An 18,721-nucleotide genomic window follows, 5' to 3' on the forward strand; every position below is an offset into this window, starting at 1 on the left:
TGAGGGACGGGTTCGCACCGGACTTCGCGAAGCCAGTGCATGCGGAAGGCGATCTAGATTTCTTCGTAGCTGGAAGGCTCGGAGAACGAAGCCGTCGGAGCATCGGCGCTCATGTCCGAAGTCGTGGGCGAGAAACCTCTCAGTAGTCACTACCGAAGCTCGAACTGAAACCGAACGTGGCCGTTCAAACGTAGCTTCGCTCACACGTTACAGCCGACGAACATCATCGAAACGAGAACAGGAACACCATCATGGTCGACACGAATCGGATCACCGGCGCCGCGAAGGAACTCGGCGGCAAGGTGCAGGGCGCGGTGGGCGACCTCACGGGCTCGAACCGGGACTCGGTCGAGGGCCGCGCCCGCGAGGCGCAGGGTGCCGCCGAGAACCTGTACGGCCAAGCCAAGGACACCGCGCGCGATGCGGCCGACCACGTTGCCGAGACAGCCCGCGAGATCGGCGGCAAAGTTCGCGACACCGTCGGCAATCTGATCGGGTCCGGCGATGTCGAGGACCGCGCACGCCGGGCGCAGGGTGCCGCCAGCGATACCTACGAGCGCGCCGAGCGTTCCGTCCGCAGTGCAGGCCGCGAAGCGTACGACCGGGCGGAAGACGCCTACGAGACCGGTGCCCGTTCCCTTCGTCGGAACGGCAACGATGCCGCCAGCCAGATCGCGGAGCACCCCGTTGCCGCCCTCCTGGTTGCCGGCCTCGTCGGCTACGGCCTCGGCCTCCTCATCCACGGCCGCGATTGATCCGCAGAGCCGGCATCGATCGGTCCGACCGCGCCGCGACGGCTCGGTCGGACCGTTGAGTTCCAACCCAGACTGCCCCCTCGAACGACCGAACTTTTCGGACGACCGACGACCCGGAGTACCTGTACGTGTCCACTTCCCCCCTTCTCGCGACCTCGACCACCACGGCCTCTGCCGACACTCGCACCGTTCTGCTGAACCAAGTTTCGTGGGGCGCCATCTTCGCCGGCGCCGTCACCGCCCTGGTGACCCAGGTCATCCTGAACATGGTCGGCGTCGGCGTCGGCCTGTCGAGCGTCGGCCCCGTGGCCGCCGACAATCCCGCCGCTTCCACCCTGTCGATGAGTGCCGGCGTCTGGTTCGTCGGCTCGGGCATCGTCGCAGCGCTGGCCGGCGGCTTCATCGCCGGTCGCCTGTCGGGCAAGCCCGTCACGGGTGCCGCCGGCCTGCACGGCCTCGTCTCGTGGGCCGTGACCACCCTCGTGGTTCTGTACCTGCTGACCTCGGCGGCCGGCGGCCTCATCGGCGGCGCCTTCTCGGGCGTGACCAGCACGCTCGGCGGCGCCGGCTCCCTCGTCGGCGGCACGGTGCAGACAGCGACCCAGGCTGCCGCCCCGTCGCTGTCGAAGATCTCGAACCCCTTCGACGGGATCGAGCAGTCGGTTCGGAACCAGGCCGCCGGTCAGGACCCGCAGGCCGCCAAGGATGCAGCCGTCGCCGCGATCCGCGCCCTGTTCACCGGTGACCCGGCCCAGAAGGCCCAGGCCGAGAACCGTGCCGCCGACGCGCTGGCCAAGGCTCAGGGCATCCCGGTCGATCAGGCCAAGACGCAGATCCAAGACTACAAGAAGCAGTACGACGAGACCATCGCCACCGCCAAGGTGAAGGCCGAAGCCGCGGCCGTCGCCGCCAAGTCGGCTGCCACCCAGGGCGCCTTCTACGGTGCGCTCGCCCTGATCCTCGGTGCGCTCGCCGGCTTCTTCGGTGGCCGCCTCGGCGCCCCGAAGCTCCACACCCTCGCCGACAGCTACGACGCCCGTCGCGTCTGAGACGATCCCCGGTCGGTCACCGCGACCGGCCGGCCTCCCGTTCATCCTCGAATCGAAGGATCCATCCCATGAGCAGCACCACGGACAAGCTGAAGGGCCTCGCCAACGAGGCGGCCGGCAACGTCAAGCAGGCCGCAGGCAAAGTCACGGGCAACGACAAGCTCGTCGTCGAAGGCAAGGCCCAGGAACTCAAGGGCGAGGCCCAGCGCACCGTCGGCGAGGCCAAGGACGGCGTCGCCTCGCTCGTCGACAAGGTCACCGGCAAGCACTGATCCCATACGGGCGGCCGGTGCACCGACCGGGTCCCGCCGCCCCACCATTCGAACCCAGGAGTATCCCATGAACGGTGACCAGTTCCGCGGCGCGTCCCGCCACCTCAAGGGTCGCGCGCAGACCGCCGTCGGCGGCCTCACCGGTGATCCGGCCCGGCAGGTGCGTGGCGCCGTCAACCAGATGGCCGGCGGTGCGCAATACGCCTACGGCCGCGCCCGCGATCGGGCCGAAGATTACGTCCACGACGGACGGGATCTCGCGCGTGAAGTCCGGAGCCGGGCCGCTCATCTCATCGAGGAGGGACGCGGCGTCGCTCGCGACGCCCGCGAGCGCGGTACGGCCTATGGCCGCCAAGCCGCCCGCTACACCGACGACCATCGCGCCTCCGCCCTGCTCGGCCTCGCCGCCATCGCGTTCGCGGTCGGTTGGCTGTCCCGTTCCAGGCACTGAATTTCGCGCCGTGACGCACCCCAACCCCGGAGACCACCCATGATCCGCAAGCTGCTGACCGCGTTCGTGCTTCCGAAGATCATCGCCTACGTCAGCCGCCGCTTTCGCGGTCGGACCTCCGCTCCGTCGAACCGCCGGGGCTACTGACGTCGATCGATAGGACCAATCCTCACTCGATAGGTAACGACGTTCACATGAGACTGATTCTCGCCTTCGCGACCACCGTCGTCGCCGCTCTGGTCGGGCTACCGGCCCAAGCTTCTCAGGCAACCGCCGCGCCGATCGCGGCGCTCGAGCGAGGCGATCTGCCGACCACGTACGCTCAGTACCGGCGGTTCGGTCCTCGCCACGGTTGGCGCGGTGGACGCGGGTATGGCCGAGGCTACGGCTATCGGCGCGGCTACGGCCATCGGCGTGGTCCGGGCGTCGGCGCTGCGGTGGGGGCGGGCGTAGCCGGCTTGGCCGCGGGCGCCATCATCGGTGGCGCCATCGCCAACGCGCAGGCGCAAGCCGCTCCGGTGGTGGTGCAGGGAGGACCCAATCCCGAGGCCGTCGCAGCCTGCGCTCGCCGCTTTCGTTCCTACGATGCGGCCAGCGGGACCTATCTGGGCAACGACGGCGACCGTCACGCTTGCCCCTGACACGGTCGCGCCCGATCCCAGCCTACATCGGGCCCGCCTTGATGGCGGCCCCGGTCTCGCGACGGCGGGGTTTCCGGAGCCCGATGCTTTCGCGAACGCTGCGCACCGCGGACACGTGCCGGCCCCCAAGGCCTCGGTGTAGATCATCGCATGCCCGAGCCGTGCAAGGCGGACCTCCACGTGGCTCCGCGTGGAACGCCCTCGGACTCAAGGCAAACAGAGAACCTGAAATGAACCTTCGTAAAATGGCCCTGCAGGCACTGACGCTCGCGGGAGCACTCGCCTTGCCCCCATCAGCGGTCGTAGCGCAGGAAGGGCCTGAGATGGAGGCCATGCGCGCGAGTTGTGGCGGTGATTACCTCCGTCTGTGCGCGGGTATGAAACCGGGCGGCCCCGAGGTGAAAGCCTGCTTCAAGCGCAATCGTCCGAACCTGTCGGAGGGATGCTCCCGGGCCATCGCCGCTTATGAACGATCGCATGGCGGCCCGTCCGACGAAGCGGACGACTGACTCCACAAGGAGCGATCCAGGGTCCGCACGGGCGCGCCATCACGAACTCCGGCACCGACCAGCGCCGGAGCCTGAACTTACCCGACCCTGTCCGCGCGCCGCCGAACGAAGGCAAACCGCCGGGCGGGCGACCCAGGTCATACGGCCGAAGAGACGGGAATCATGACCAAGTTCACCAAGATCATCACCTATCTGGTCGCCACGGCGGCCTTCGCCACGCTGATCCTCGTGGTTCTTCAATCGACGCGGATGCTCGCAAGTTCTTAGGGGCCGCCCCTTTACACGTATTCCGGAACCATTGGATCTTCCATGATCCGCTTTGCCGACATGGGAAACCACCGCTTACTCTATCTTTCTATCGTTCGACTGACATTTTGGTGATGGAACGTCGTTTCTGCGTGCTTGTTTCCAGCGTCATCGTCACCTGGAGGCATACATGCGAATCGTGGCATCGGCCTTCTTGGTGTTCCGGGAACGCCGCAGGTCCGATCGTTTTCCGGTCAGCGGATTGCTGTCCGCAACGCCACCGCCGGATCGGCCAGGAAATCAACCGAGCGCTTATCCGAGCGGGCAACGCTATCGATGGGGTGATCCGCCGACAGTATCCCACGGCTTTGCACCTGCGATCGGCTATGATGCTTACCTCGGCGGTAGTGATCCTCCCCCGGTGGCTCTGCGATCCACGAAAGCCGTTAAGGGGCTGTGCAGCATATGACCGTAAAAGCGGCGCATGCGTTACGCCCTCGTTGTCCTCCTCGTCGCCTCCGCCTCCGCTGCTTCGGCGGGGCCATTCGAATTTCTTGGCGGCATTCCTGATGCGCCCGGGGTGGTGCATGGCGGATCGTTCGGGCTGACCGGACACGACTATTACGGTTCTTCGCAGACGGCAGGCGCCGGTCGTACGGAACAGGCGACCCGGCACGCCAAGGCACGCTTGCGTCATCCCGCCCCGGAGAAGCGGCTGCCCAAGTCGTGACATGAAAAGCCCGCCGCGGATTGCTCCGGGCGGGTGAAGGTTGGGTCTCGTTGGGACTGGAGAACGGCCCAGCATCCGCGGGGTTCCACCCTACCCGGTTTTCATCCCGAAGCGCTGGACCAGCCCCCTCTCGCTCCAAAGGTCGGTGCAGACATCCGCGCCGGGCTCGGTCACGATCCGGATCGCCTCCTCGTCGCTGTCCGCCTGGATGTCTCGCACATGGATAATGCACCCGTCGTTGTGGCGGGTGATGGCACGGTAGGATCGCAGCGGGCGACGGTGATGTCCCGCGGCGAAAGACTTGGTTCTCGACAATACGGTCTCCCTGCCGCGCCATCGCGAGGTGATGGGAGGTACGAGCAGCAGGCCCCGGGAGTTTCACGCAACAACGAATGACCCACCGCCGAAGCCGGACGGTTCGAGGCCGGGCTCTGAATGGGAAGCGCGATTTCGGGCATTCGATCGGGGGTCGGCGATCGCATGGGTTGCTCTTGCCACACCATCGGCTCGACGTCCGGACCAGCAATCCCGCAAACCCCGCGCGTCGGACGCACCCGTACGTCGCATCGCCCGTCTCGCGGTGCTCTCACCGTCGGTCTTCGGAGGGAGCTGCTCATCCACGATGACGGCACCCCAAGGAGGGGCGCTGGATCGTGGCGATCAGCGAGCCCGAAGCCCGGCGGGTGATTCAACCTGCACCGTAGCCACCCTCCTCGTTCGTCGGGTGGCGGCTCGGTGAATGATCGTCGTATCCGCCCGTTTCCGGGCCCGGATCATCCGCCGGCGCGACGTGCCCTGGCGATGTCGGTCCGGCTTCCGCCGGGTCCTCGGTGATCCTGGGCTCGACCAGGGATTTTCCCTTGGCGGGTACGTCGAGGCCGGCTGGCGGTGTCTTGTCCTGAGAGACCATTGCGCTCTTCCCAAAATCCGTTCTCGGAAGTGAATCGTGGGCGGTGCGACCGGGTTCCGCGTCATGCCCCATGCGTCGGGGAAGCATCCTCGACGGCCTCCCGTGCCGGCCAGCAGGGTTCTCCTCGACAACGACCGGCTTGCGGCTATCCTGTGGGGATGCGTTCCACCTCGGCCGCCTTCGCTCTGCTTCTTGTCGCCGGCAGCGCCTTCGGGCAGCCGATGCCGACGGTGCGTGACCTGCTCGCCGCCGAAACCAAGGCGACGCAAGGCTGTGAAGGAAGCGGCGATCCTGCGGCGATCCGCGAGCAGTGCGTGCTGCGCGACCGTCTGAGTGGTCGCCTGGCCCAGGCCGGCTATTGCTGGGGCAGGAAGGGACAGACCGACGCGAAGAAGGCGTGGCACCCGTGCGGGCCGGATTCGATCTACATCGACGACGTCGAGGCGGTGCGCCGCTGACATGGAGAGCCCCACCACGACGAAGCCCACTTGGCGAACGGCTGTCGTCCGCCTGTTGGCCCTCGCGGCCCGTCCCGTACGCAAGGCGCAGGGCCGGGGCGGAACGGTCGTCGAGGCTTACCGCGGCTACGGAACGAGCCGGGAGATCTTCCTGATCGGCCGCGTGTTCCGGCAATCGCACCCCGATCGAACGGCGAACGCCGACGATCTCCGGGCGAGCTTGCGTGACATCGCGCGCCGCATCCGCCGTCGAAAGATCGCCGGAGCTACCGTGACGGCACGCTTCGGCGGGGCGGAGGTTCGCGTCGCGACCGACCGGGACGGGTACTTTCGTGTCCACCTCCGCCCACGCGAGGCACTTCCCGGCGGGATCGCCTGGCATCCAGTCGCACTCACCCTCGAGGCCGATCCACCGGTGATCGCACAGGGGCAGGTCTACATCCCGCCGACGGGGTGCCGGTTCGTCGTCATCAGCGATATCGACGACACCATCATGCACACGGGCGTCGCCAACAAGTTCAAGATGCTCTGGCGCCTCTTCGTGGCCGACGCCGAGAACCGCGTGGCGTTTCCGGGCGCCGCCGCCCTCTGTCGCGCGTTCCACGACGGCGCGAGCGGCCATGAGGCCAACCCGATGCTCTACGTGTCCCGGGCGCCATGGGGCATCTACGAAATGCTGGGCGAGTTCTTCCGCCAGCATGCGATCCCCGTGGGACCGGTACTGTTCCTGCGGGAATGGGGGCTGTCCTGGCGGCATCCCCTGCCGCGGAAGGCCGAGCATCACAAGCGCGAGCTCATCGGCCACATGCTGGCACTCTACCGCGACCTGCCCGTCGTCCTGCTCGGCGACAGCGGTCAGCACGACCCGGAGGTCTACGCGCAGGTCGTGGCGGATCACCCGGGGCGTGTGCTCGCCGTCTACATCCGCAACGTCTCGCGCGGCGAGAGCCGCATCGTCGAGATCGAACGCCTCGCCGTCGCGGTCAGTGCCGCCGGAAGCAGCCTCGTCCTCGCAGCCGACAGTGCCGTCATGGCCGATCATGCGATCGGTCTCGGCCTGATTGCGCCCGAGAGCGGTGGAGCGGTGTCCTCCGAGCGTGAAACCGCGAGCGATACCGAAACCGGGACCCACCGCGTCGGCGGATCAGGACCCGCGAACATCACGCAAACGGTCGCCGATGGGCATCTGAGAAGCCTCCTCGGGTCCGGGTCCGACATCCCGCCGAACATCGTCGTCGAACCGGCGGATCGGAACGGCCGGAGCACGCGTCAGGATCCGGGCTGATCGCGCACGCAGCGTTCGACACGATCCAGGACCCGGCCGCGGCGGTTCCGATGCAGTGTCTTACGCACCTCCGAGGGCTAACGCTGAAGGTGGCGACCGAGAATGACCCGGCGAGATGTTTCCCGGGTTTGAACGGTAATGGCTCGCTCTACAGAGGGCGACCCCATCTTTCAGTGCGGAAAACCACGCCCTACCGTCGATAAACAAAGGCTCGATTGAGCTCTGCGGCAGCTGCCATGGGGTTTGATACTGTATTGGCGCGCCTACGGGGAGTCGAACCCCGCTCTGATCCTTGAAAGGGACCTGTCCTAACCGATAGACGATAGGCGCTTTGGTTCACCAATACCAGTTTTCTACGTTCGCACAGCCGGGCAGTCAACCGTCTGTACCGGCCGAGAAGCATCCTTCGTTGACAGACCTCGGATGCCTACCATGCCTGACCCTCGCAACCACGTACTTGGTAGGATGGTAGGGGAATAGAGGCGTCCTGGACCGCTAGACGAAGGGCGCTGGTCGGAGCGAGGCCTCTATAGGCGGGATCGGAGGCGGGGGCAACGGGCGTTTCCGGACAAGTTTGCCGCTTGACGAAAACGCCGGTGGCCGGTTTGTCGCGCAGGACAGCGGCGGGCGTTCCCCGGCCCCGCCCGGCACGAGCGGACAGCCCCCATGACCACGCGACGCGACGGCCCGCCGAACCGGCAGGCGAGACGGCCCGGCCCCGGCGGCGATCGCTTCCGCCCCCGCCCGGCAGGGCCGGAGGGCGACCACGTGGTGCTCTACGGCTGGCATCCGGTTGCCCAGGCGCTGGCCAACGAGGGCCGGCGCCTGCACCGGCTCCTCGCCACGGAGAACGCCATGCTGCGCCTCACCGAGGAGATCGGGCAGCTTCGCATCGATCCCGAGCTGGTGCGGCCGAGCGCCATCAATGCGCTTCTCGGGGCCGATGCCGTGCACCAGGGCCTCTATCTCGAAGCCGATCCGCTGCCGGGCCCGGACCTCGAAGACCTGCCCGACGATGCCCTGCTGCTGGCGCTGGATCAGATCACCGATCCGCACAATGTCGGGGCCATCGTCCGTACGGCCGCCGCCTTCGGGGTCGCCGGCATCATCACCACGGCCCGGCACTCGCCGACCGCCACCGGCGTCCTCGCCAAATCGGCGTCGGGTGGCCTCGAGCACGTGCCCCTGGTCATCGTCCGCAATTTGTCGGAGGCGCTCATCGATCTCGGCGAGCGCGGCTTCACCCGCATCGGCCTCGATTCCGAGGCCGGGACCGATCTCGACACCATCGCTGCCAAGCGTCCGGCGGTGATCGTGCTGGGTGCCGAGGGCAAGGGCCTGCGCCAGCGGACCCGCGACAATTGCGACGTGCTCGCGCGGATCCCGTTCCGGGGCGAGATCCGCAGCATCAACGTCTCGAACGCCGCGGCCATCACCCTCTACGCCCTCAGCGTCGGACGCTGAGGCGAGCCCTTCAGCGCCAGAACGGCTTGAGATCGACGAGATCGGCATGGGCGTCCGCCGCCTTGGCGAGCAGGGCTTTGGTCTCGGCCTCGTTGTCCCCCGCCGTGAGGCCGGCGGCGAACAGCGTCTCGGCCGGGACCCCGTCACCCGCGGTGGCGAGGCTCGACAACACCTCGTGGGCGGTCGCCATGTCGTTCAGGGCCCCGAGATGGTCCTGGAGATCCGACACCGCCGAAACGAAGGCCTTGTGGCGCTTGTGGGCTTTCTTGTCCGTGTACAGGCTGGCGAAGAACTCGGCGCCGTAGCGCAACTTCTTACCCTCGATGCGCACCCGATGGCGCGCCTCAGGGTCGAGACGTTCGAGGCGGCGGCCGCGCTTGCGGATGCGGCGGCGGATCCGGTCGAGGATGTCGGCGGCGAAATCCTCCGCCGGGGCATCGCGGGCGGGTGTCCCACCCTCCGCGGGTCCTTGCGTTCGCCACGCCCCCGTCTCGATCCAGGCGGCGACATCGAGGATCAGGCTGCGCCAGGCCGGCGATTCGAGGGTGGCGATCACGGCATCGTGCGCTCGATCGCGCTCGGCTTCGAGGCGGGTGCGCAGATCCTGGAGGCCGGCCTCTTCGGGGCGCTTCTGGAGTTCCGCCGGCAAGGTCGTTTCCAGGAAGACATCGAGGTTGCGAGCCCGGCCGAACGGCTCCGTCACGCGCTTGATCTCGTCCCGCAGGTGCGCGGCGGCGGGATCGCTCGTCAGGATCGGCTTGAACAGGGTCAGGGCCGATCGCAGACGCCGGAGCGCCACGCGGATCTGGTGCAAACCCTCCGGGTGGCGTCCGTGCAGGAACACGTCCTCGTTCAGGCGCAGGTGATGCAGGCAGGCCTGGGCGACGGCCCGGAATGCCCCGCCGGCCGTGGCGTCGGGTTCGAGGCGGACGGGACTGGCCTTGCTGGACTTGCGCAACGTCCCGTCGATGAGGCGCCAGCCACGAGCGCTCTTGCTCAGGGCACCGAGGCGCAGAGGAATGGTCTCGGCCAAGGCCTGGGCGAGGCCGAACAGGTCGCCAGGGCTGCCCTCGTCGAGTTCGAGTTCGACTTCGCAGAGCGGTACGGCGCCCTCGGCCGTCTCGATGCGCCCCTGATCGAGGGTCACGGAGATGAGCGAGGCGCCGTGGACCACGAGACGGGTCGTACGATCCACCACGCTGGTGAAGACCGGCACGAGGGAGGGATCGGCCGCGTCGCCCAGGAGGGCCGGGACGGGCGTCTCGGCGAACGCCTCGGCGTCCGGCACCTCCCCGAAGATCTCGGCCTCCCATTCCGCCCGGTCGAACAGGCCCACGCTCGCGGAAGCGGCTTTGACGGTCTGGATGCGGCGGTCGCCCTCGCGGCGCACGCGAAGGGTCAGTCCGCCCTTGCGCAGGTCGCCCTTTGCCGTGTCGAAGTAGGTCGAGCTGAGAACCACCGCCTCCGGCGTCCCGTCCGCCCGCAACAGGGGGTGGTTCGCGAGCGCGGCGAGGTCGGCGACCCCGCATTCCAGCTTCAACTCGATCTCGCGCGGCGTGGCCATGGTTCGTCCTGTTGTCGCGGTCGGGGCTGAGGGAACGGCCGACTTGCGCGATCTCAAAGCCGTCGCCCGGCATCCGTTCCCCCGGGGCAGAGCGGGCCTCGGGGTTCCTGTATGCGACAGGCGGCGCCGTCGACGCGAGCCGAACACGCACGATTTTTCGTTCGCGCGCGCCACTTTGTAGTGTAGCGGAGGGGAATTCGCGCCGGCCTGCGGGCAGCCGGGCGCCGAAGTTTTGAGTTTGGGAATGACGCGGGACCGGATCAGGGCCGATCGCCTCCTGGTCGAGCGTGGCCATTTCGAGAGCCGGGCGCGGGCGCAGGGCGCCATCGCGGCCGGTCTGGTGCGGGCCGATGGCCGGGTGGTGGCGCGGCCTTCCGACCTGATCGCGCCGGGCGCGCGGATCGAGGCGCAGGCCCCGCATCCCTTCGTCTCCCGCGGCGGGCTCAAGCTCGTGGCGGCCCTCGACGCCTTCGGGTTCGATCCCGCCGGCCTGACCTGCCTCGATATCGGCGCCTCGACGGGCGGCTTCACCGATGCGCTCCTCGGGCGCGGGGCCGCCCATGTCTACGCCGTCGATGTCGGGCACGATCAGTTGCATGCCTCGCTGCGCACGCATCCCCGGGTCACGAGCCTGGAGGGGCACGACGCGCGTGCCCTCGACCGGACGACGATCCCGGTGGCCCCGATGTTCGTCGCCATCGACGTGAGCTTCATCTCCCTCAGACTGGTGGTGCCACCCATCGCGGCCCTCATGGGGGAGGGGGCGGCCCTGGCCGCCCTGGTCAAACCGCAATTCGAGGCGGGCCGAGACCGGATCGGACGCGGCGGCATCGTCCGCGACGCGGCCGTGCACGAAGCGGTCTGCGCCGAGATCCACACCTTCATCGCGGGCGCGGGCTTCACCGGCCTCGACCTGATCCCGTCGCCCGTCACCGGCGGCGACGGCAATCGCGAGTTCCTCATCGGAGCGCGCCGGAAAGCAGTTCCATGACCGATTCCCCCGACATCGTTACCATCGCCAAACTCGGTGCGCGTGGCGACGGGATGGCGACCGACGGCGCGGCCGTCGCCTACGCCCTGCCGGGCGAGCGCGTCGCCATCCGGCGCGAAGGCGGTCGCGGCCAACTCGTCTCCGTCGAGACCGCCTCGCCGGACCGGATCGACCCGTTCTGCCCGTATTTCGGAACCTGCGGCGGCTGCGCCGTCCAGCATTGGGCGCATGAGCCTTACGCTGCCTGGAAGCGGGCCCTCGTCGGCCAGGCCCTGTCGCAGGCCGGCCTCGATGCCGATCCGGCGGCGCTGCAGGACGCCCACGGCGAGGGCCGCCGACGCCTGACGCTGCATGTCCGGGCCGGGGAGGCGGGGGCCAGGGCGGGCCTGATGGCGGCTCGCAGCCACGACCTCGTGGCCATCGACCATTGCCCGATCACCGTGGAAGCGCTCCACCGGGCCCCCACGGTGGCGACAGCCCTCAGCGCGCCCCTCGGGCACGGGCGAAAACCCCTCGATGTCGCCTTCACCTCGACCGATGCCGGGCTCGACGTCGACATCCGGGGCCACGGCCCCGTGGCCGAAGGGGTAAGGGCCGTCCTCGTGCGCCTCGCGGACGACCTCGACCTCGCGCGCCTTTCCCTGCACGGCGAGATCCTCGTCGAGCGCCGCCTACCCGTGATCGAGACCGACGGCATTCGCCTCAGCCCGCCGCCGGGCGGCTTCCTCCAGGCGACGCAGGCCGGCGAGTCGGCCCTCACGGCCCTGGTGCTCGCCGCCCTCGACAAGAAGACGAAGCGCGTCGTCGATCTCTTCGCCGGCAGCGGACCGTTCAGCCTCGCGCTGGCCAAACGCTGCGATGTCCATGCCGTCGAGGGTGAAGCCGCGGCGCTGGCGAGCCTCGACCGGGCCGTGCGCGCGACGCCGTCCCTGCGCCGGGTGACGACGGAGCGGCGCGACCTGTTCCGGCGCCCCCTCCTGCCGATCGAGCTCGACCTCTACGACGCCGTGGTGTTCGATCCGCCCCGGGCCGGCGCCCAGGCGCAGGCGGCGCGCATCGCCGAAAGCAAGGTCCCCCTGGTGGTAGGCGTCGCCTGCGATGCCGGAACCTTCGCGCGCGATGCCGCCACCCTGGTGGCGGGCGGCTACCGGCTGGAGAGCGTGACGCCCGTGGACCAGTTCAAGTATTCGAGCCACGTCGAGGTGGTGGGTGTGTTCCGTCGAACGGTGGTGCGCCGCCGGCGGGCATCCCTCGCGTGAGCCCGCTCGACAAGTGCCGGCCTTCCCCTAGCTGAGAAGCCATGCGCACCTCCCTGATGCTCCTCGGCCTATCCCTCGCCCTTGCGACACCGGCGCGGGCGGATCGCTGCGGCGATCTCATCGATCGCGTGACGGCGGCGACGCAGGCGACCCTCGTCCGGCGCACCGTCGATTTCGCGGAATTCTCGGCGGGGGAGGGCATCGGCCTGACCCTGGCCTGTGGCGACCTCTCGGCCGTAGGTGCCCAATTCAAGGGGGCGACCCTGCCGACGGGCTACTTCCCGCTGTTCGGACGGGCCGGGCAGGCGGTCAACGGCCTTCCCGCCGACACCCTCGCGGAGGCCGGGCGCACGGCGCGGACCAGTGCGGAAACCAAGCGACACAGCAAGGTCGACGCGGGCAGGGCCCTGGTCACGTGCTCGGTCGCGAATTCCGGCAGCGATCTGGTGACGATCTGCGCGGCCATCGACAAGGACGACCGGACCTGAGGCGGGCCGGTCCCGATGCGGTCATGACCGCATGGCAAAGACCATGTAACCGGAATAGGTAACGGCCGCAGCCATCCAGAGCCAGATTGTGGTGTCCATGCCGCAACGTTAAGACCATGCTGCAGTGCAGTCGATCGGGCGGGTTGCCGCTGCGTCACCACCCAGCGCGTCGCGGTAGGTCCTTGTTAACCATAGGGTGGCGATCGTCCGCCCTCACAGCCGCCGACGGGGAGCCGATGCGCCGTTCGATCCTCGCCCGCTTCACCCTCCTGGCGACCGGAAGCATCGGTCTCGTCGCGGCGATCCCGCCTGCGGCCGCGCAGGAAGCGCTCGACGCCCGGGAGCAGGCGCCGCTGCTTCTCCGGATCCGACCGCCCGGCGAGGCGCCGCGCCATCTCGGCGCGGGATCGGGACCGATGACGGACGAGGAGGTCCGACAGGCCCGGGCCCGCAACGAGGCGGTATGGGCGCGGGCCGATCAGCGCGCCCGTATCGCCATCGCGTCGGTCTGCACCGGCTGCCTCGCCCCGGTTCGCCCGCCCGCCGCACCACCTTCTCCGACCCCCGTCGAGGCAACCCCGGCTCCCGTCGCGGCGGCCCCGGCCACGTCTTCCCCCTTCGCACAGACAGGTGCTCCATGACGCAATCCCATCCCACCAGCGGTCCCGTCGCGGATCCGGCCTGCCCGGTCTCCCTCGACCTTCTCGGCGAGGTCTATCGGGCCGACGCCGACGATCTGCCCGAACTGCTCGCCACAATCGCCGAACCGACACGCTCCAAGCTCGCCGTCTACCTCTACGGCAAGAGCCACATGCACCAGCTCGGCCTGACCGTGGCCCGGGCCTGCGAGCGTGAGGATCTCGTGCGCGTCGCCGGCGAGATCGGCTCCGTGGTCTACGGCCAGTCACGCATGAAGCCGGCGCGTCCGGCCGTCCCAACGGAGGCCGCCCCCGCGCCCGCCCGCAAGATCAGCCTCGCCGGATCGCCCCCGAAGAAGATCAGCCTCGGCGGCTCCGCCGCGAAGGGCCGTTCGTTCGACTGAAACCCGGAGCGGCTCTCGCCGCCGAAGACTTGACTGGGGTGGGTGGCATGTTCGGCGCTTGGTGGAAACTCGGTCTCGACGCGACCCTGCTGGCGATGGAATCCCAGCAGGTGATCGGCCTTCGGCTGGCCAAGCTCGCTGCGGGTGGGAATTCCGCTCAGGTGGAAGCGCATCGCATGGTCAGCGAGAAGATCACGGCCGCGAACGAGGCGGCGCTGCTGCTGGCTCGCGGTGGTTCGACGGCCAAGGTGATGGCCGGGTATCGGCGGAAGGTCCGGGCCAATGCCCGGCGCTTGGCCAAGGGGTGAGGCGCGCCGCACGGTTAACCCGGCGTTAACCGTGCCCTTTCATCGTTCTCGTCGAATCCACGAGGAGAACGCGATGCATCCTTTCGAGCAGCAGGTGCGCGAGCGCGCCTACTTCATCTGGGAGGGCGAGGGCCGGGTTTACGGCCACGCCACCGATCATTGGCTCCGGGCGGAGCGTGAACTCGTCGCCGACAGGCCCGTCCAGGTTCGTCCGGTTGCCGCCGAGATCAGCCTCGCTCCGAGCCCCGCCCGCGCCCTGAAGCCCAAGACCGGCACCCGCAGCGCCGCCGCCAAGGCAGTCGAGACGGCAAAGCCGGCGAAGGCCCCCGCCGCCAAGGTCGCCAAGGCACCCGGCAAGGAGACCGCTTCGACCAAACCGGCTTCCACCAAGACGGCAGCGACGAAGACGGCCTCCGCCAAGGTCGCGGCCGCTCGGACCGCCGCGCCGAAGACCACCGCCCCGAAGACCACCGCCCCGAAGACCACCACGTCCAAGGTGGCGGCGGCCCGCTCCAAGGCGTTCAGCGCCGAAACCAGCGTGGTCATGCACTAACGACGCGTCTTCATGTCGGCATCGGCCCGTGCCGAGAACCGGCCCCCATTCCCGACATCCTCGAAGCCCGCTGCCCGACCAGGGTGGCGGGCTTCGCCGTTTCACCGACTCGGGAACACCGGGATCAAGCGTGGCGTTGAGCCCTCGAACAATCCTTGGCCGGGCTCCAGGCCACGGCCCGGCATGCGAGGTCGATCATGAAGGCTCTGCTGTCCACCCTCGTCGCCGCGGCGATCGTCGTCCCGGTGGCGGCGCAGGCGACGCCGTATGGCTACGGCACCGCCCCGATCCCCGGCGAGGTCGAAACCGTGGCGGGCGTCGGCGGTCGCGCGCCGTGGAGCCGGCCCTACGAATACGACTCGGGCAGCGACAACGACCGTCGTCCCGAGCTGCCCTACTATCAGCAGGGCCGTGGCCAGCAGACCGGGGGGCCGGCCCGCAACCTCCTGCCGGATGACGGCCTGCACATCGTCCCGCGCTGAAACGGTCGATCTTCGCGTCGCGACGGAACGTCGGCCCACGCCAGCCGTTCGGCTGCATCGACGGCTCGGCCGGCGCGTCCCGCTCGGATGCGCGCCCTGCCGATCGTTTGAGGGCAGAATAGATGGCGTCGGCGGTCAAGGCGGTGATCTTCGATATCGACGGGACGCTTCTCGATAGCGTCGATCTCCACGCCCAGGCCTGGGTCGAGGCTTTCGCCCATTTCGGCATCGAGACGGAGCACGCGAAGGTCCGAGCCCAGATCGGCAAGGGCGGCGATCAGCTTCTCCCGATGTTCGTCGATCGGAACCGGGTGAAGCGCGAGGGCGAAGCCATGGAGGCCTATCGGTCCGACCTGTTCAAGCGCGCGTTCCTCGACAAGGTCCGGCCGTTTCCGGGCGTCCGCCCATTGTTCGAGCGGATCAGGGCCGAAGGTCAGACCATCGCGCTGGCGTCGTCGGGAAAGGCGGACGAGGTGGCGCATTACAAGGATCTGCTCGGGATTGCCGATCTCGTTTCCGTAACCACCACCTCCGACGACGCCGAACGCTCGAAGCCGTTTCCGGACATCTTTGCGTCGGCGCTCGCCAAGCTCGCTCCCCTGAACGCCTGGCAGAGCATGGTGGTGGGCGACACGGCCTACGATGTTCAGGCCGCCGCAAAGGCCGGCCTGCCCACCATCGGCGTCCTGTGCGGTGGTGTCTCCGAGGCCGAGCTACGTGCGTCGGGCTGCATCGCCGTCGCATCCGATCCGCAGAACCTCTGCGATCGCTACGCCGAATCGCCCCTGGCGCGGTGAGGCGGGCGGACGGGGTTCGCGTGCTTTCCCACACATGGATATCCACGGATTTCACGCGTGTACGGGTGTGCGCGCCCGAAATTCCATGCCGGCTATGGATAGGCGGCAAAAAGGGGGTGGCGCCGCACCGCATCATGGCGTAGCGAGCCGCGCGGGATTAGCCTGATCACAGCGACGGATTCGTGGACCCATGCTCCAGTCGGCCCTTTCGAGCGAGACCACCCAATTTCCCTGCGAGCAAACGCCGCTGCAGGACCTCATCGCTGCGGCGGTCGAGGATCGTTCGACGCCCATCAGCCGCCTCCTGCGTCTGATGTCCGCCCTCGACGCCGACGCGACGGCGAACCAGAATCTGCGTCATCAGCTCCGCGCCCGCATCGGTGCCCCCTTGAGCGCCTGATCGATTCGATCCGGGTCCGCGCCATTCTGCGGCGCGGCCGAGCCGTCCCGGATACAGTCCACTCCTAGCGTCTGCGATCACGCACGCGCCGCGTGGCGGCGGGTTGCAGGCGCCGCATGCACGACATGTAGATCTGGCGGCCGATGGCGTAGAGACCGAGTCCCTTCGGGTCCGGCGTCACGAACACCTTCGCCCGGGCCTCGTTGCGACACGCCGCATCCTGCGGGCTCTGGATCGGCGTGGACGCCCCCTGGGCGAGGGCTGGATGCCCCGATCCGGCAAATCCGCCGAGAATGGCCGCAGCCATCACGATCCCTGCAACACGCCCGCCGATCCTGATCATTGTGAGGGTCCCCCGTCGTTCGGAACGAGCGTAGCAGAACCTTGGCCGCAACCGAGTGCGGATCACTGACACCGCAGGATCAGGGCATCACCCAGGCGCATCGACCCGCGTCCGAAAGTGTCAGGCATTCGAACGGCGCCCCACCGATCATCGCCCTCTGCTCGGCCGCCCCCACTTTGTCGCGCGCGACGAGGCGGCAGCCGGAATGCCGGGGGAGGCGCGTGACGGTCGCCGCATGGTCGGTGCCGCCATCGCCCATCAACAGACGGAGCCCGACCAGGGTCTCGCAGGCGACGACCGGCTGTGCGGGCTCGGGCGCGGCCCGTGCGCTTCCCGCGAGAACCAGCATCAGGCCGCCCATGGCTCCGAGGATTCGTCTCATCGCGGTGCCTTGTCCTGTGTTCCCTTGTCCGTCGCGGTCTTGTCCATCGTGGTCTTGTCCATCGTGGTCTTGCCGGATGCGGCCTTGCCGGTCTCGGATTGGGTCCGGCGGCCCGGACGCGTCGGCTCGGCCGGTGCGACGGACCCGGCGATGGTCCATTGGCACACGCTCGTTCCGCGCACCGTGACGCAGTCGTAGGCGTGTCCGTTGAGGGCGGCATGATCCGCGAGGGCCACCACGGTCTCGCGCCCGAGGATCGCGCACCCGAGGTGATCGGCCTTGTCGTCGGAGAGATGGGCGGCCGCCTTCGCCGGATCGTTGGCGGTCTGCCGCAACAGAATGCGCAAATTCGCGAGCGAGGCGCAGCCGATGACGGCCGGCGCCGCGGGGGCCGCGACGGGGGCGGGAGCCGCAACGGCGGCCGAGCACAGCAGGAGCATCGAAAGGGCGAACCGCATGGCCAACGGCGTATCATGGGCGCGGCGCGGGCGGAACATCGGGATCAGGGCCGCCGAAGCTTGCCGAAGCGCTTCACCGCGCGCTCCCGGCGCAGGCGCGACAGACGGTCGATCCAGAAGATGCCGTCGAGCTGGTCGACCTCGTGCTGGAGGCAGGCGGCGCGGAACCCGGCCGCGCTCTCCTCCTGCTCGGCTCCGTCGAGGTCCCGGTAGCGAAGGCGGACCTGGGTCGCGCGATCGACCAGATCGGTGACGCCCGGCATCGAGACGCTGCCCTCCATCTGCGGCGCGCGCTCGGGCGAAGTCCAGACGATCTCGGGATTCACGTAGGTGGTCGCGGGATCACCGGGCTCCAGTCGAACCACCATCACCCGTTGCGCGCGTCCGAGATGGGGCAGCGTGAGACCGAGCGCCGACACGGCCTTCAGAGCTTCGAACAGATCGGCGGCGGCACTGCGCAGGGAATCGTCGAAGACGCGGACCGGTTCGGCGGGCAGGCGCAGGCGTGGGTCCGGGTAGAACAGGAGGGATCGAGCGGGCACGGCGCGACTCCGGTGCGAGAAGGGGTGCAGGCAGGGCTGATCTCACCTGCCCTCGACGTAGGGATGAGCCGGTGTGATGGCGCGGCCCTTGCGGCGGTATCCGAACGTCACCGCTTCGGACGGTGACGGGGCAACGATGAGGATACCGAATGGCGCGCACCCGGCACGATGCAAAAGCTCCGACGACGAACGGCGTCCGGCCCGGCGCCCACGAGTACGGCGAGGTGATCCTCCTCAGCCTGACCAGCGTGCTCGGGCTGCTCTGGGCCATCGTGCTGGTGACGCATTTCCACGCGCCCTTGAGCGGGTTCGGACAATCGCTCTGGCTGATGCGCTAGCGCC

The 18,721-nt window shown here is 68.7% G+C and carries 26 protein-coding genes and 1 tRNA gene; 21 read left to right on the forward strand and 6 right to left on the reverse strand.

What is annotated here, in order from left to right; genetic code table 11:
* Positions 1 to 251 precede the first annotated feature (251 nt).
* The 9 genes from ASF52_RS17570 to ASF52_RS17605 all read left to right on the forward strand — a co-directional run bounded on the left by ASF52_RS17570 (position 252) and on the right by ASF52_RS17605 (position 7,306).
* Complete coding sequence (locus ASF52_RS17570; protein WP_056174677.1) at positions 252 to 755, forward strand: CsbD family protein; 504 nt, start codon at positions 252 to 254, stop codon at positions 753 to 755.
* A 128-nt stretch (positions 756 to 883) separates the two neighbouring features.
* A complete protein-coding gene (locus tag ASF52_RS17575; protein WP_056174679.1) occupies positions 884 to 1,804 on the forward strand; it encodes a hypothetical protein in 921 nt (306 codons plus the stop codon).
* Positions 1,805 to 1,872: 68 nt separating this feature from the next.
* Positions 1,873 to 2,076: a CsbD family protein gene (locus ASF52_RS17580; RefSeq protein WP_056174681.1), complete on the forward strand. Its 204-nt coding sequence runs from the start codon at positions 1,873 to 1,875 to the stop codon at positions 2,074 to 2,076.
* Positions 2,077 to 2,143: 67 nt separating this feature from the next.
* A complete protein-coding gene (locus tag ASF52_RS17585) occupies positions 2,144 to 2,527 on the forward strand; it encodes a CsbD family protein (protein ID WP_056174683.1) in 384 nt (127 codons plus the stop codon).
* 194 nt (positions 2,528 to 2,721) lie between these two features.
* A complete protein-coding gene (locus ASF52_RS17590) occupies positions 2,722 to 3,168 on the forward strand; it encodes a BA14K family protein (RefSeq protein ID WP_056174685.1) in 447 nt (148 codons plus the stop codon).
* A 230-nt stretch (positions 3,169 to 3,398) separates the two neighbouring features.
* Positions 3,399 to 3,677, forward strand: coding sequence for a hypothetical protein (locus ASF52_RS17595; RefSeq protein WP_082478809.1), 279 nt, complete (start codon positions 3,399 to 3,401; stop codon positions 3,675 to 3,677).
* Positions 3,678 to 4,407: 730 nt separating this feature from the next.
* Positions 4,408 to 4,653, forward strand: a complete 246-nt coding sequence (locus tag ASF52_RS22735) for a hypothetical protein (RefSeq protein ID WP_156630199.1) — start codon at positions 4,408 to 4,410, stop codon at positions 4,651 to 4,653.
* A gap of 1,068 nt (positions 4,654 to 5,721) precedes the next feature.
* Positions 5,722 to 6,021 carry a hypothetical protein gene (locus tag ASF52_RS17600; RefSeq protein ID WP_056174689.1) on the forward strand — a complete coding sequence of 100 codons (300 nt, stop codon included), beginning with the start codon at positions 5,722 to 5,724 and terminating at the stop codon, positions 6,019 to 6,021.
* Position 6,022: 1 nt separating this feature from the next.
* Positions 6,023 to 7,306, forward strand: a complete 1,284-nt coding sequence (locus ASF52_RS17605) for an App1 family protein (RefSeq protein WP_056174691.1) — start codon at positions 6,023 to 6,025, stop codon at positions 7,304 to 7,306.
* 255 nt (positions 7,307 to 7,561) lie between these two features.
* Here the strand turns inward: ASF52_RS17605 and ASF52_RS17610 are convergent.
* Positions 7,562 to 7,636, reverse strand: a tRNA-Glu gene (locus ASF52_RS17610).
* A gap of 336 nt (positions 7,637 to 7,972) precedes the next feature.
* On the opposite strand from ASF52_RS17610, the gene rlmB reads away from it, so the two are divergent.
* Positions 7,973 to 8,770, forward strand: a complete 798-nt coding sequence (gene rlmB / locus ASF52_RS17615; RefSeq protein ID WP_056174693.1) for a 23S rRNA (guanosine(2251)-2'-O)-methyltransferase RlmB — start codon at positions 7,973 to 7,975, stop codon at positions 8,768 to 8,770.
* 10 nt (positions 8,771 to 8,780) lie between these two features.
* Here the strand turns inward: rlmB and ASF52_RS17620 are convergent, their stop codons facing one another.
* Entirely contained in the window at positions 8,781 to 10,334 is a 1,554-nt protein-coding gene (locus tag ASF52_RS17620; RefSeq protein WP_056174695.1) for a CYTH and CHAD domain-containing protein, read from the reverse strand.
* Between the two features lie 244 nt (positions 10,335 to 10,578).
* On the opposite strand from ASF52_RS17620, the gene ASF52_RS17625 reads away from it, so the two are divergent.
* The 10 genes from ASF52_RS17625 to ASF52_RS17670 all read left to right on the forward strand — a co-directional run bounded on the left by ASF52_RS17625 (position 10,579) and on the right by ASF52_RS17670 (position 16,654).
* Positions 10,579 to 11,325 carry a TlyA family RNA methyltransferase gene (locus tag ASF52_RS17625; RefSeq protein ID WP_056174697.1) on the forward strand — a complete coding sequence of 249 codons (747 nt, stop codon included), beginning with the start codon at positions 10,579 to 10,581 and terminating at the stop codon, positions 11,323 to 11,325.
* The gene (locus ASF52_RS17630) at positions 11,322 to 12,584 is read left to right on the forward strand and encodes a class I SAM-dependent RNA methyltransferase (RefSeq protein WP_056174699.1); all 1,263 of its coding nucleotides are present in this window, start codon (positions 11,322 to 11,324) and stop codon (positions 12,582 to 12,584) included. The genes ASF52_RS17625 and ASF52_RS17630 overlap by 4 nt, the downstream gene beginning before the upstream one ends.
* A gap of 41 nt (positions 12,585 to 12,625) precedes the next feature.
* A complete protein-coding gene (locus tag ASF52_RS17635) occupies positions 12,626 to 13,072 on the forward strand; it encodes a hypothetical protein (RefSeq protein WP_056174701.1) in 447 nt (148 codons plus the stop codon).
* A 236-nt stretch (positions 13,073 to 13,308) separates the two neighbouring features.
* On the forward strand, positions 13,309 to 13,713 hold the full coding sequence (locus ASF52_RS17640) for a hypothetical protein (RefSeq protein WP_056174703.1): 405 nt from the start codon (positions 13,309 to 13,311) through the stop codon (positions 13,711 to 13,713).
* Positions 13,710 to 14,114 (forward strand): hypothetical protein, encoded by a 405-nt coding sequence (locus ASF52_RS17645; RefSeq protein ID WP_056174705.1) that lies wholly within the window; start codon positions 13,710 to 13,712, stop codon positions 14,112 to 14,114. Before ASF52_RS17640 ends, ASF52_RS17645 begins: the two co-directional genes overlap by 4 nt.
* A 47-nt stretch (positions 14,115 to 14,161) precedes the next feature.
* Positions 14,162 to 14,422 carry a hypothetical protein gene (locus tag ASF52_RS17650; protein WP_056174707.1) on the forward strand — a complete coding sequence of 87 codons (261 nt, stop codon included), beginning with the start codon at positions 14,162 to 14,164 and terminating at the stop codon, positions 14,420 to 14,422.
* Between the two features lie 73 nt (positions 14,423 to 14,495).
* Entirely contained in the window at positions 14,496 to 14,975 is a 480-nt protein-coding gene (locus tag ASF52_RS17655) for a DUF2934 domain-containing protein (protein ID WP_056174709.1), read from the forward strand.
* A gap of 197 nt (positions 14,976 to 15,172) precedes the next feature.
* The gene (locus ASF52_RS17660) at positions 15,173 to 15,457 is read left to right on the forward strand and encodes a hypothetical protein (protein WP_056175060.1); all 285 of its coding nucleotides are present in this window, start codon (positions 15,173 to 15,175) and stop codon (positions 15,455 to 15,457) included.
* A 122-nt stretch (positions 15,458 to 15,579) separates the two neighbouring features.
* Positions 15,580 to 16,254: an HAD family hydrolase gene (locus ASF52_RS17665; RefSeq protein WP_056174711.1), complete on the forward strand. Its 675-nt coding sequence runs from the start codon at positions 15,580 to 15,582 to the stop codon at positions 16,252 to 16,254.
* Between the two features lie 190 nt (positions 16,255 to 16,444).
* Entirely contained in the window at positions 16,445 to 16,654 is a 210-nt protein-coding gene (locus tag ASF52_RS17670) for a hypothetical protein (protein ID WP_056174713.1), read from the forward strand.
* A gap of 64 nt (positions 16,655 to 16,718) precedes the next feature.
* Here ASF52_RS17670 and ASF52_RS17675 read toward each other — a convergent pair whose 3' ends face one another.
* The 4 genes from ASF52_RS17675 to ASF52_RS17690 all read right to left on the reverse strand — a co-directional run bounded on the left by ASF52_RS17675 (position 16,719) and on the right by ASF52_RS17690 (position 18,379).
* Positions 16,719 to 16,961 carry a hypothetical protein gene (locus tag ASF52_RS17675; RefSeq protein WP_056174715.1) on the reverse strand — a complete coding sequence of 81 codons (243 nt, stop codon included), beginning with the start codon at positions 16,959 to 16,961 and terminating at the stop codon, positions 16,719 to 16,721.
* 115 nt (positions 16,962 to 17,076) lie between these two features.
* Positions 17,077 to 17,379: a hypothetical protein gene (locus ASF52_RS17680; RefSeq protein ID WP_056174717.1), complete on the reverse strand. Its 303-nt coding sequence runs from the start codon at positions 17,377 to 17,379 to the stop codon at positions 17,077 to 17,079.
* On the reverse strand, positions 17,376 to 17,837 hold the full coding sequence (locus ASF52_RS23015) for a hypothetical protein (RefSeq protein WP_200918686.1): 462 nt from the start codon (positions 17,835 to 17,837) through the stop codon (positions 17,376 to 17,378). The genes ASF52_RS17680 and ASF52_RS23015 overlap by 4 nt, the downstream gene beginning before the upstream one ends.
* A gap of 44 nt (positions 17,838 to 17,881) precedes the next feature.
* Positions 17,882 to 18,379, reverse strand: a complete 498-nt coding sequence (locus ASF52_RS17690) for a peptide deformylase (RefSeq protein ID WP_056174719.1) — start codon at positions 18,377 to 18,379, stop codon at positions 17,882 to 17,884.
* Positions 18,380 to 18,528: 149 nt separating this feature from the next.
* On the opposite strand from ASF52_RS17690, the gene ASF52_RS17695 reads away from it, so the two are divergent.
* Positions 18,529 to 18,717: a hypothetical protein gene (locus tag ASF52_RS17695; RefSeq protein WP_056174721.1), complete on the forward strand. Its 189-nt coding sequence runs from the start codon at positions 18,529 to 18,531 to the stop codon at positions 18,715 to 18,717.
* Positions 18,718 to 18,721 lie beyond the last annotated feature (4 nt).

It is taken from the genome of Methylobacterium sp. Leaf112 (assembly GCF_001423295.1).
Lineage (GTDB): Bacteria > Pseudomonadota > Alphaproteobacteria > Rhizobiales > Beijerinckiaceae > Methylobacterium.

Excerpts from the sequence above, each read along its gene's own strand:
- ASF52_RS17570 (WP_056174677.1), top strand. The coding sequence starts at position 252 with ATGGTCGACACGAATCGGATCACCGGCGCCGCGAAGGAACTCGGCGGC.
- ASF52_RS17580 (WP_056174681.1), top strand. The coding sequence starts at position 1,873 with ATGAGCAGCACCACGGACAAGCTGAAGGGCCTCGCCAACGAGGCGGCC.
- ASF52_RS17585 (WP_056174683.1), top strand. The coding sequence starts at position 2,144 with ATGAACGGTGACCAGTTCCGCGGCGCGTCCCGCCACCTCAAGGGTCGC.
- ASF52_RS17590 (WP_056174685.1), top strand. The coding sequence starts at position 2,722 with ATGAGACTGATTCTCGCCTTCGCGACCACCGTCGTCGCCGCTCTGGTC.
- ASF52_RS17595 (WP_082478809.1), top strand. The coding sequence starts at position 3,399 with ATGAACCTTCGTAAAATGGCCCTGCAGGCACTGACGCTCGCGGGAGCA.
- ASF52_RS22735 (WP_156630199.1), top strand. The coding sequence starts at position 4,408 with ATGCGTTACGCCCTCGTTGTCCTCCTCGTCGCCTCCGCCTCCGCTGCT.
- ASF52_RS17600 (WP_056174689.1), top strand. The coding sequence starts at position 5,722 with ATGCGTTCCACCTCGGCCGCCTTCGCTCTGCTTCTTGTCGCCGGCAGC.
- ASF52_RS17605 (WP_056174691.1), top strand. The coding sequence starts at position 6,023 with ATGGAGAGCCCCACCACGACGAAGCCCACTTGGCGAACGGCTGTCGTC.
- rlmB (WP_056174693.1), top strand. The coding sequence starts at position 7,973 with ATGACCACGCGACGCGACGGCCCGCCGAACCGGCAGGCGAGACGGCCC.
- ASF52_RS17620 (WP_056174695.1), bottom strand. The coding sequence starts at position 10,334 with ATGGCCACGCCGCGCGAGATCGAGTTGAAGCTGGAATGCGGGGTCGCC.
- ASF52_RS17625 (WP_056174697.1), top strand. The coding sequence starts at position 10,579 with ATGACGCGGGACCGGATCAGGGCCGATCGCCTCCTGGTCGAGCGTGGC.
- ASF52_RS17630 (WP_056174699.1), top strand. The coding sequence starts at position 11,322 with ATGACCGATTCCCCCGACATCGTTACCATCGCCAAACTCGGTGCGCGT.
- ASF52_RS17635 (WP_056174701.1), top strand. The coding sequence starts at position 12,626 with ATGCGCACCTCCCTGATGCTCCTCGGCCTATCCCTCGCCCTTGCGACA.
- ASF52_RS17640 (WP_056174703.1), top strand. The coding sequence starts at position 13,309 with ATGCGCCGTTCGATCCTCGCCCGCTTCACCCTCCTGGCGACCGGAAGC.
- ASF52_RS17645 (WP_056174705.1), top strand. The coding sequence starts at position 13,710 with ATGACGCAATCCCATCCCACCAGCGGTCCCGTCGCGGATCCGGCCTGC.
- ASF52_RS17650 (WP_056174707.1), top strand. The coding sequence starts at position 14,162 with ATGTTCGGCGCTTGGTGGAAACTCGGTCTCGACGCGACCCTGCTGGCG.
- ASF52_RS17655 (WP_056174709.1), top strand. The coding sequence starts at position 14,496 with ATGCATCCTTTCGAGCAGCAGGTGCGCGAGCGCGCCTACTTCATCTGG.
- ASF52_RS17660 (WP_056175060.1), top strand. The coding sequence starts at position 15,173 with ATGAAGGCTCTGCTGTCCACCCTCGTCGCCGCGGCGATCGTCGTCCCG.
- ASF52_RS17665 (WP_056174711.1), top strand. The coding sequence starts at position 15,580 with ATGGCGTCGGCGGTCAAGGCGGTGATCTTCGATATCGACGGGACGCTT.
- ASF52_RS17670 (WP_056174713.1), top strand. The coding sequence starts at position 16,445 with ATGCTCCAGTCGGCCCTTTCGAGCGAGACCACCCAATTTCCCTGCGAG.
- ASF52_RS17675 (WP_056174715.1), bottom strand. The coding sequence starts at position 16,961 with ATGGCTGCGGCCATTCTCGGCGGATTTGCCGGATCGGGGCATCCAGCC.
- ASF52_RS17680 (WP_056174717.1), bottom strand. The coding sequence starts at position 17,379 with ATGAGACGAATCCTCGGAGCCATGGGCGGCCTGATGCTGGTTCTCGCG.
- ASF52_RS23015 (WP_200918686.1), bottom strand. The coding sequence starts at position 17,837 with ATGCGGTTCGCCCTTTCGATGCTCCTGCTGTGCTCGGCCGCCGTTGCG.
- ASF52_RS17695 (WP_056174721.1), top strand. The coding sequence starts at position 18,529 with ATGGCGCGCACCCGGCACGATGCAAAAGCTCCGACGACGAACGGCGTC.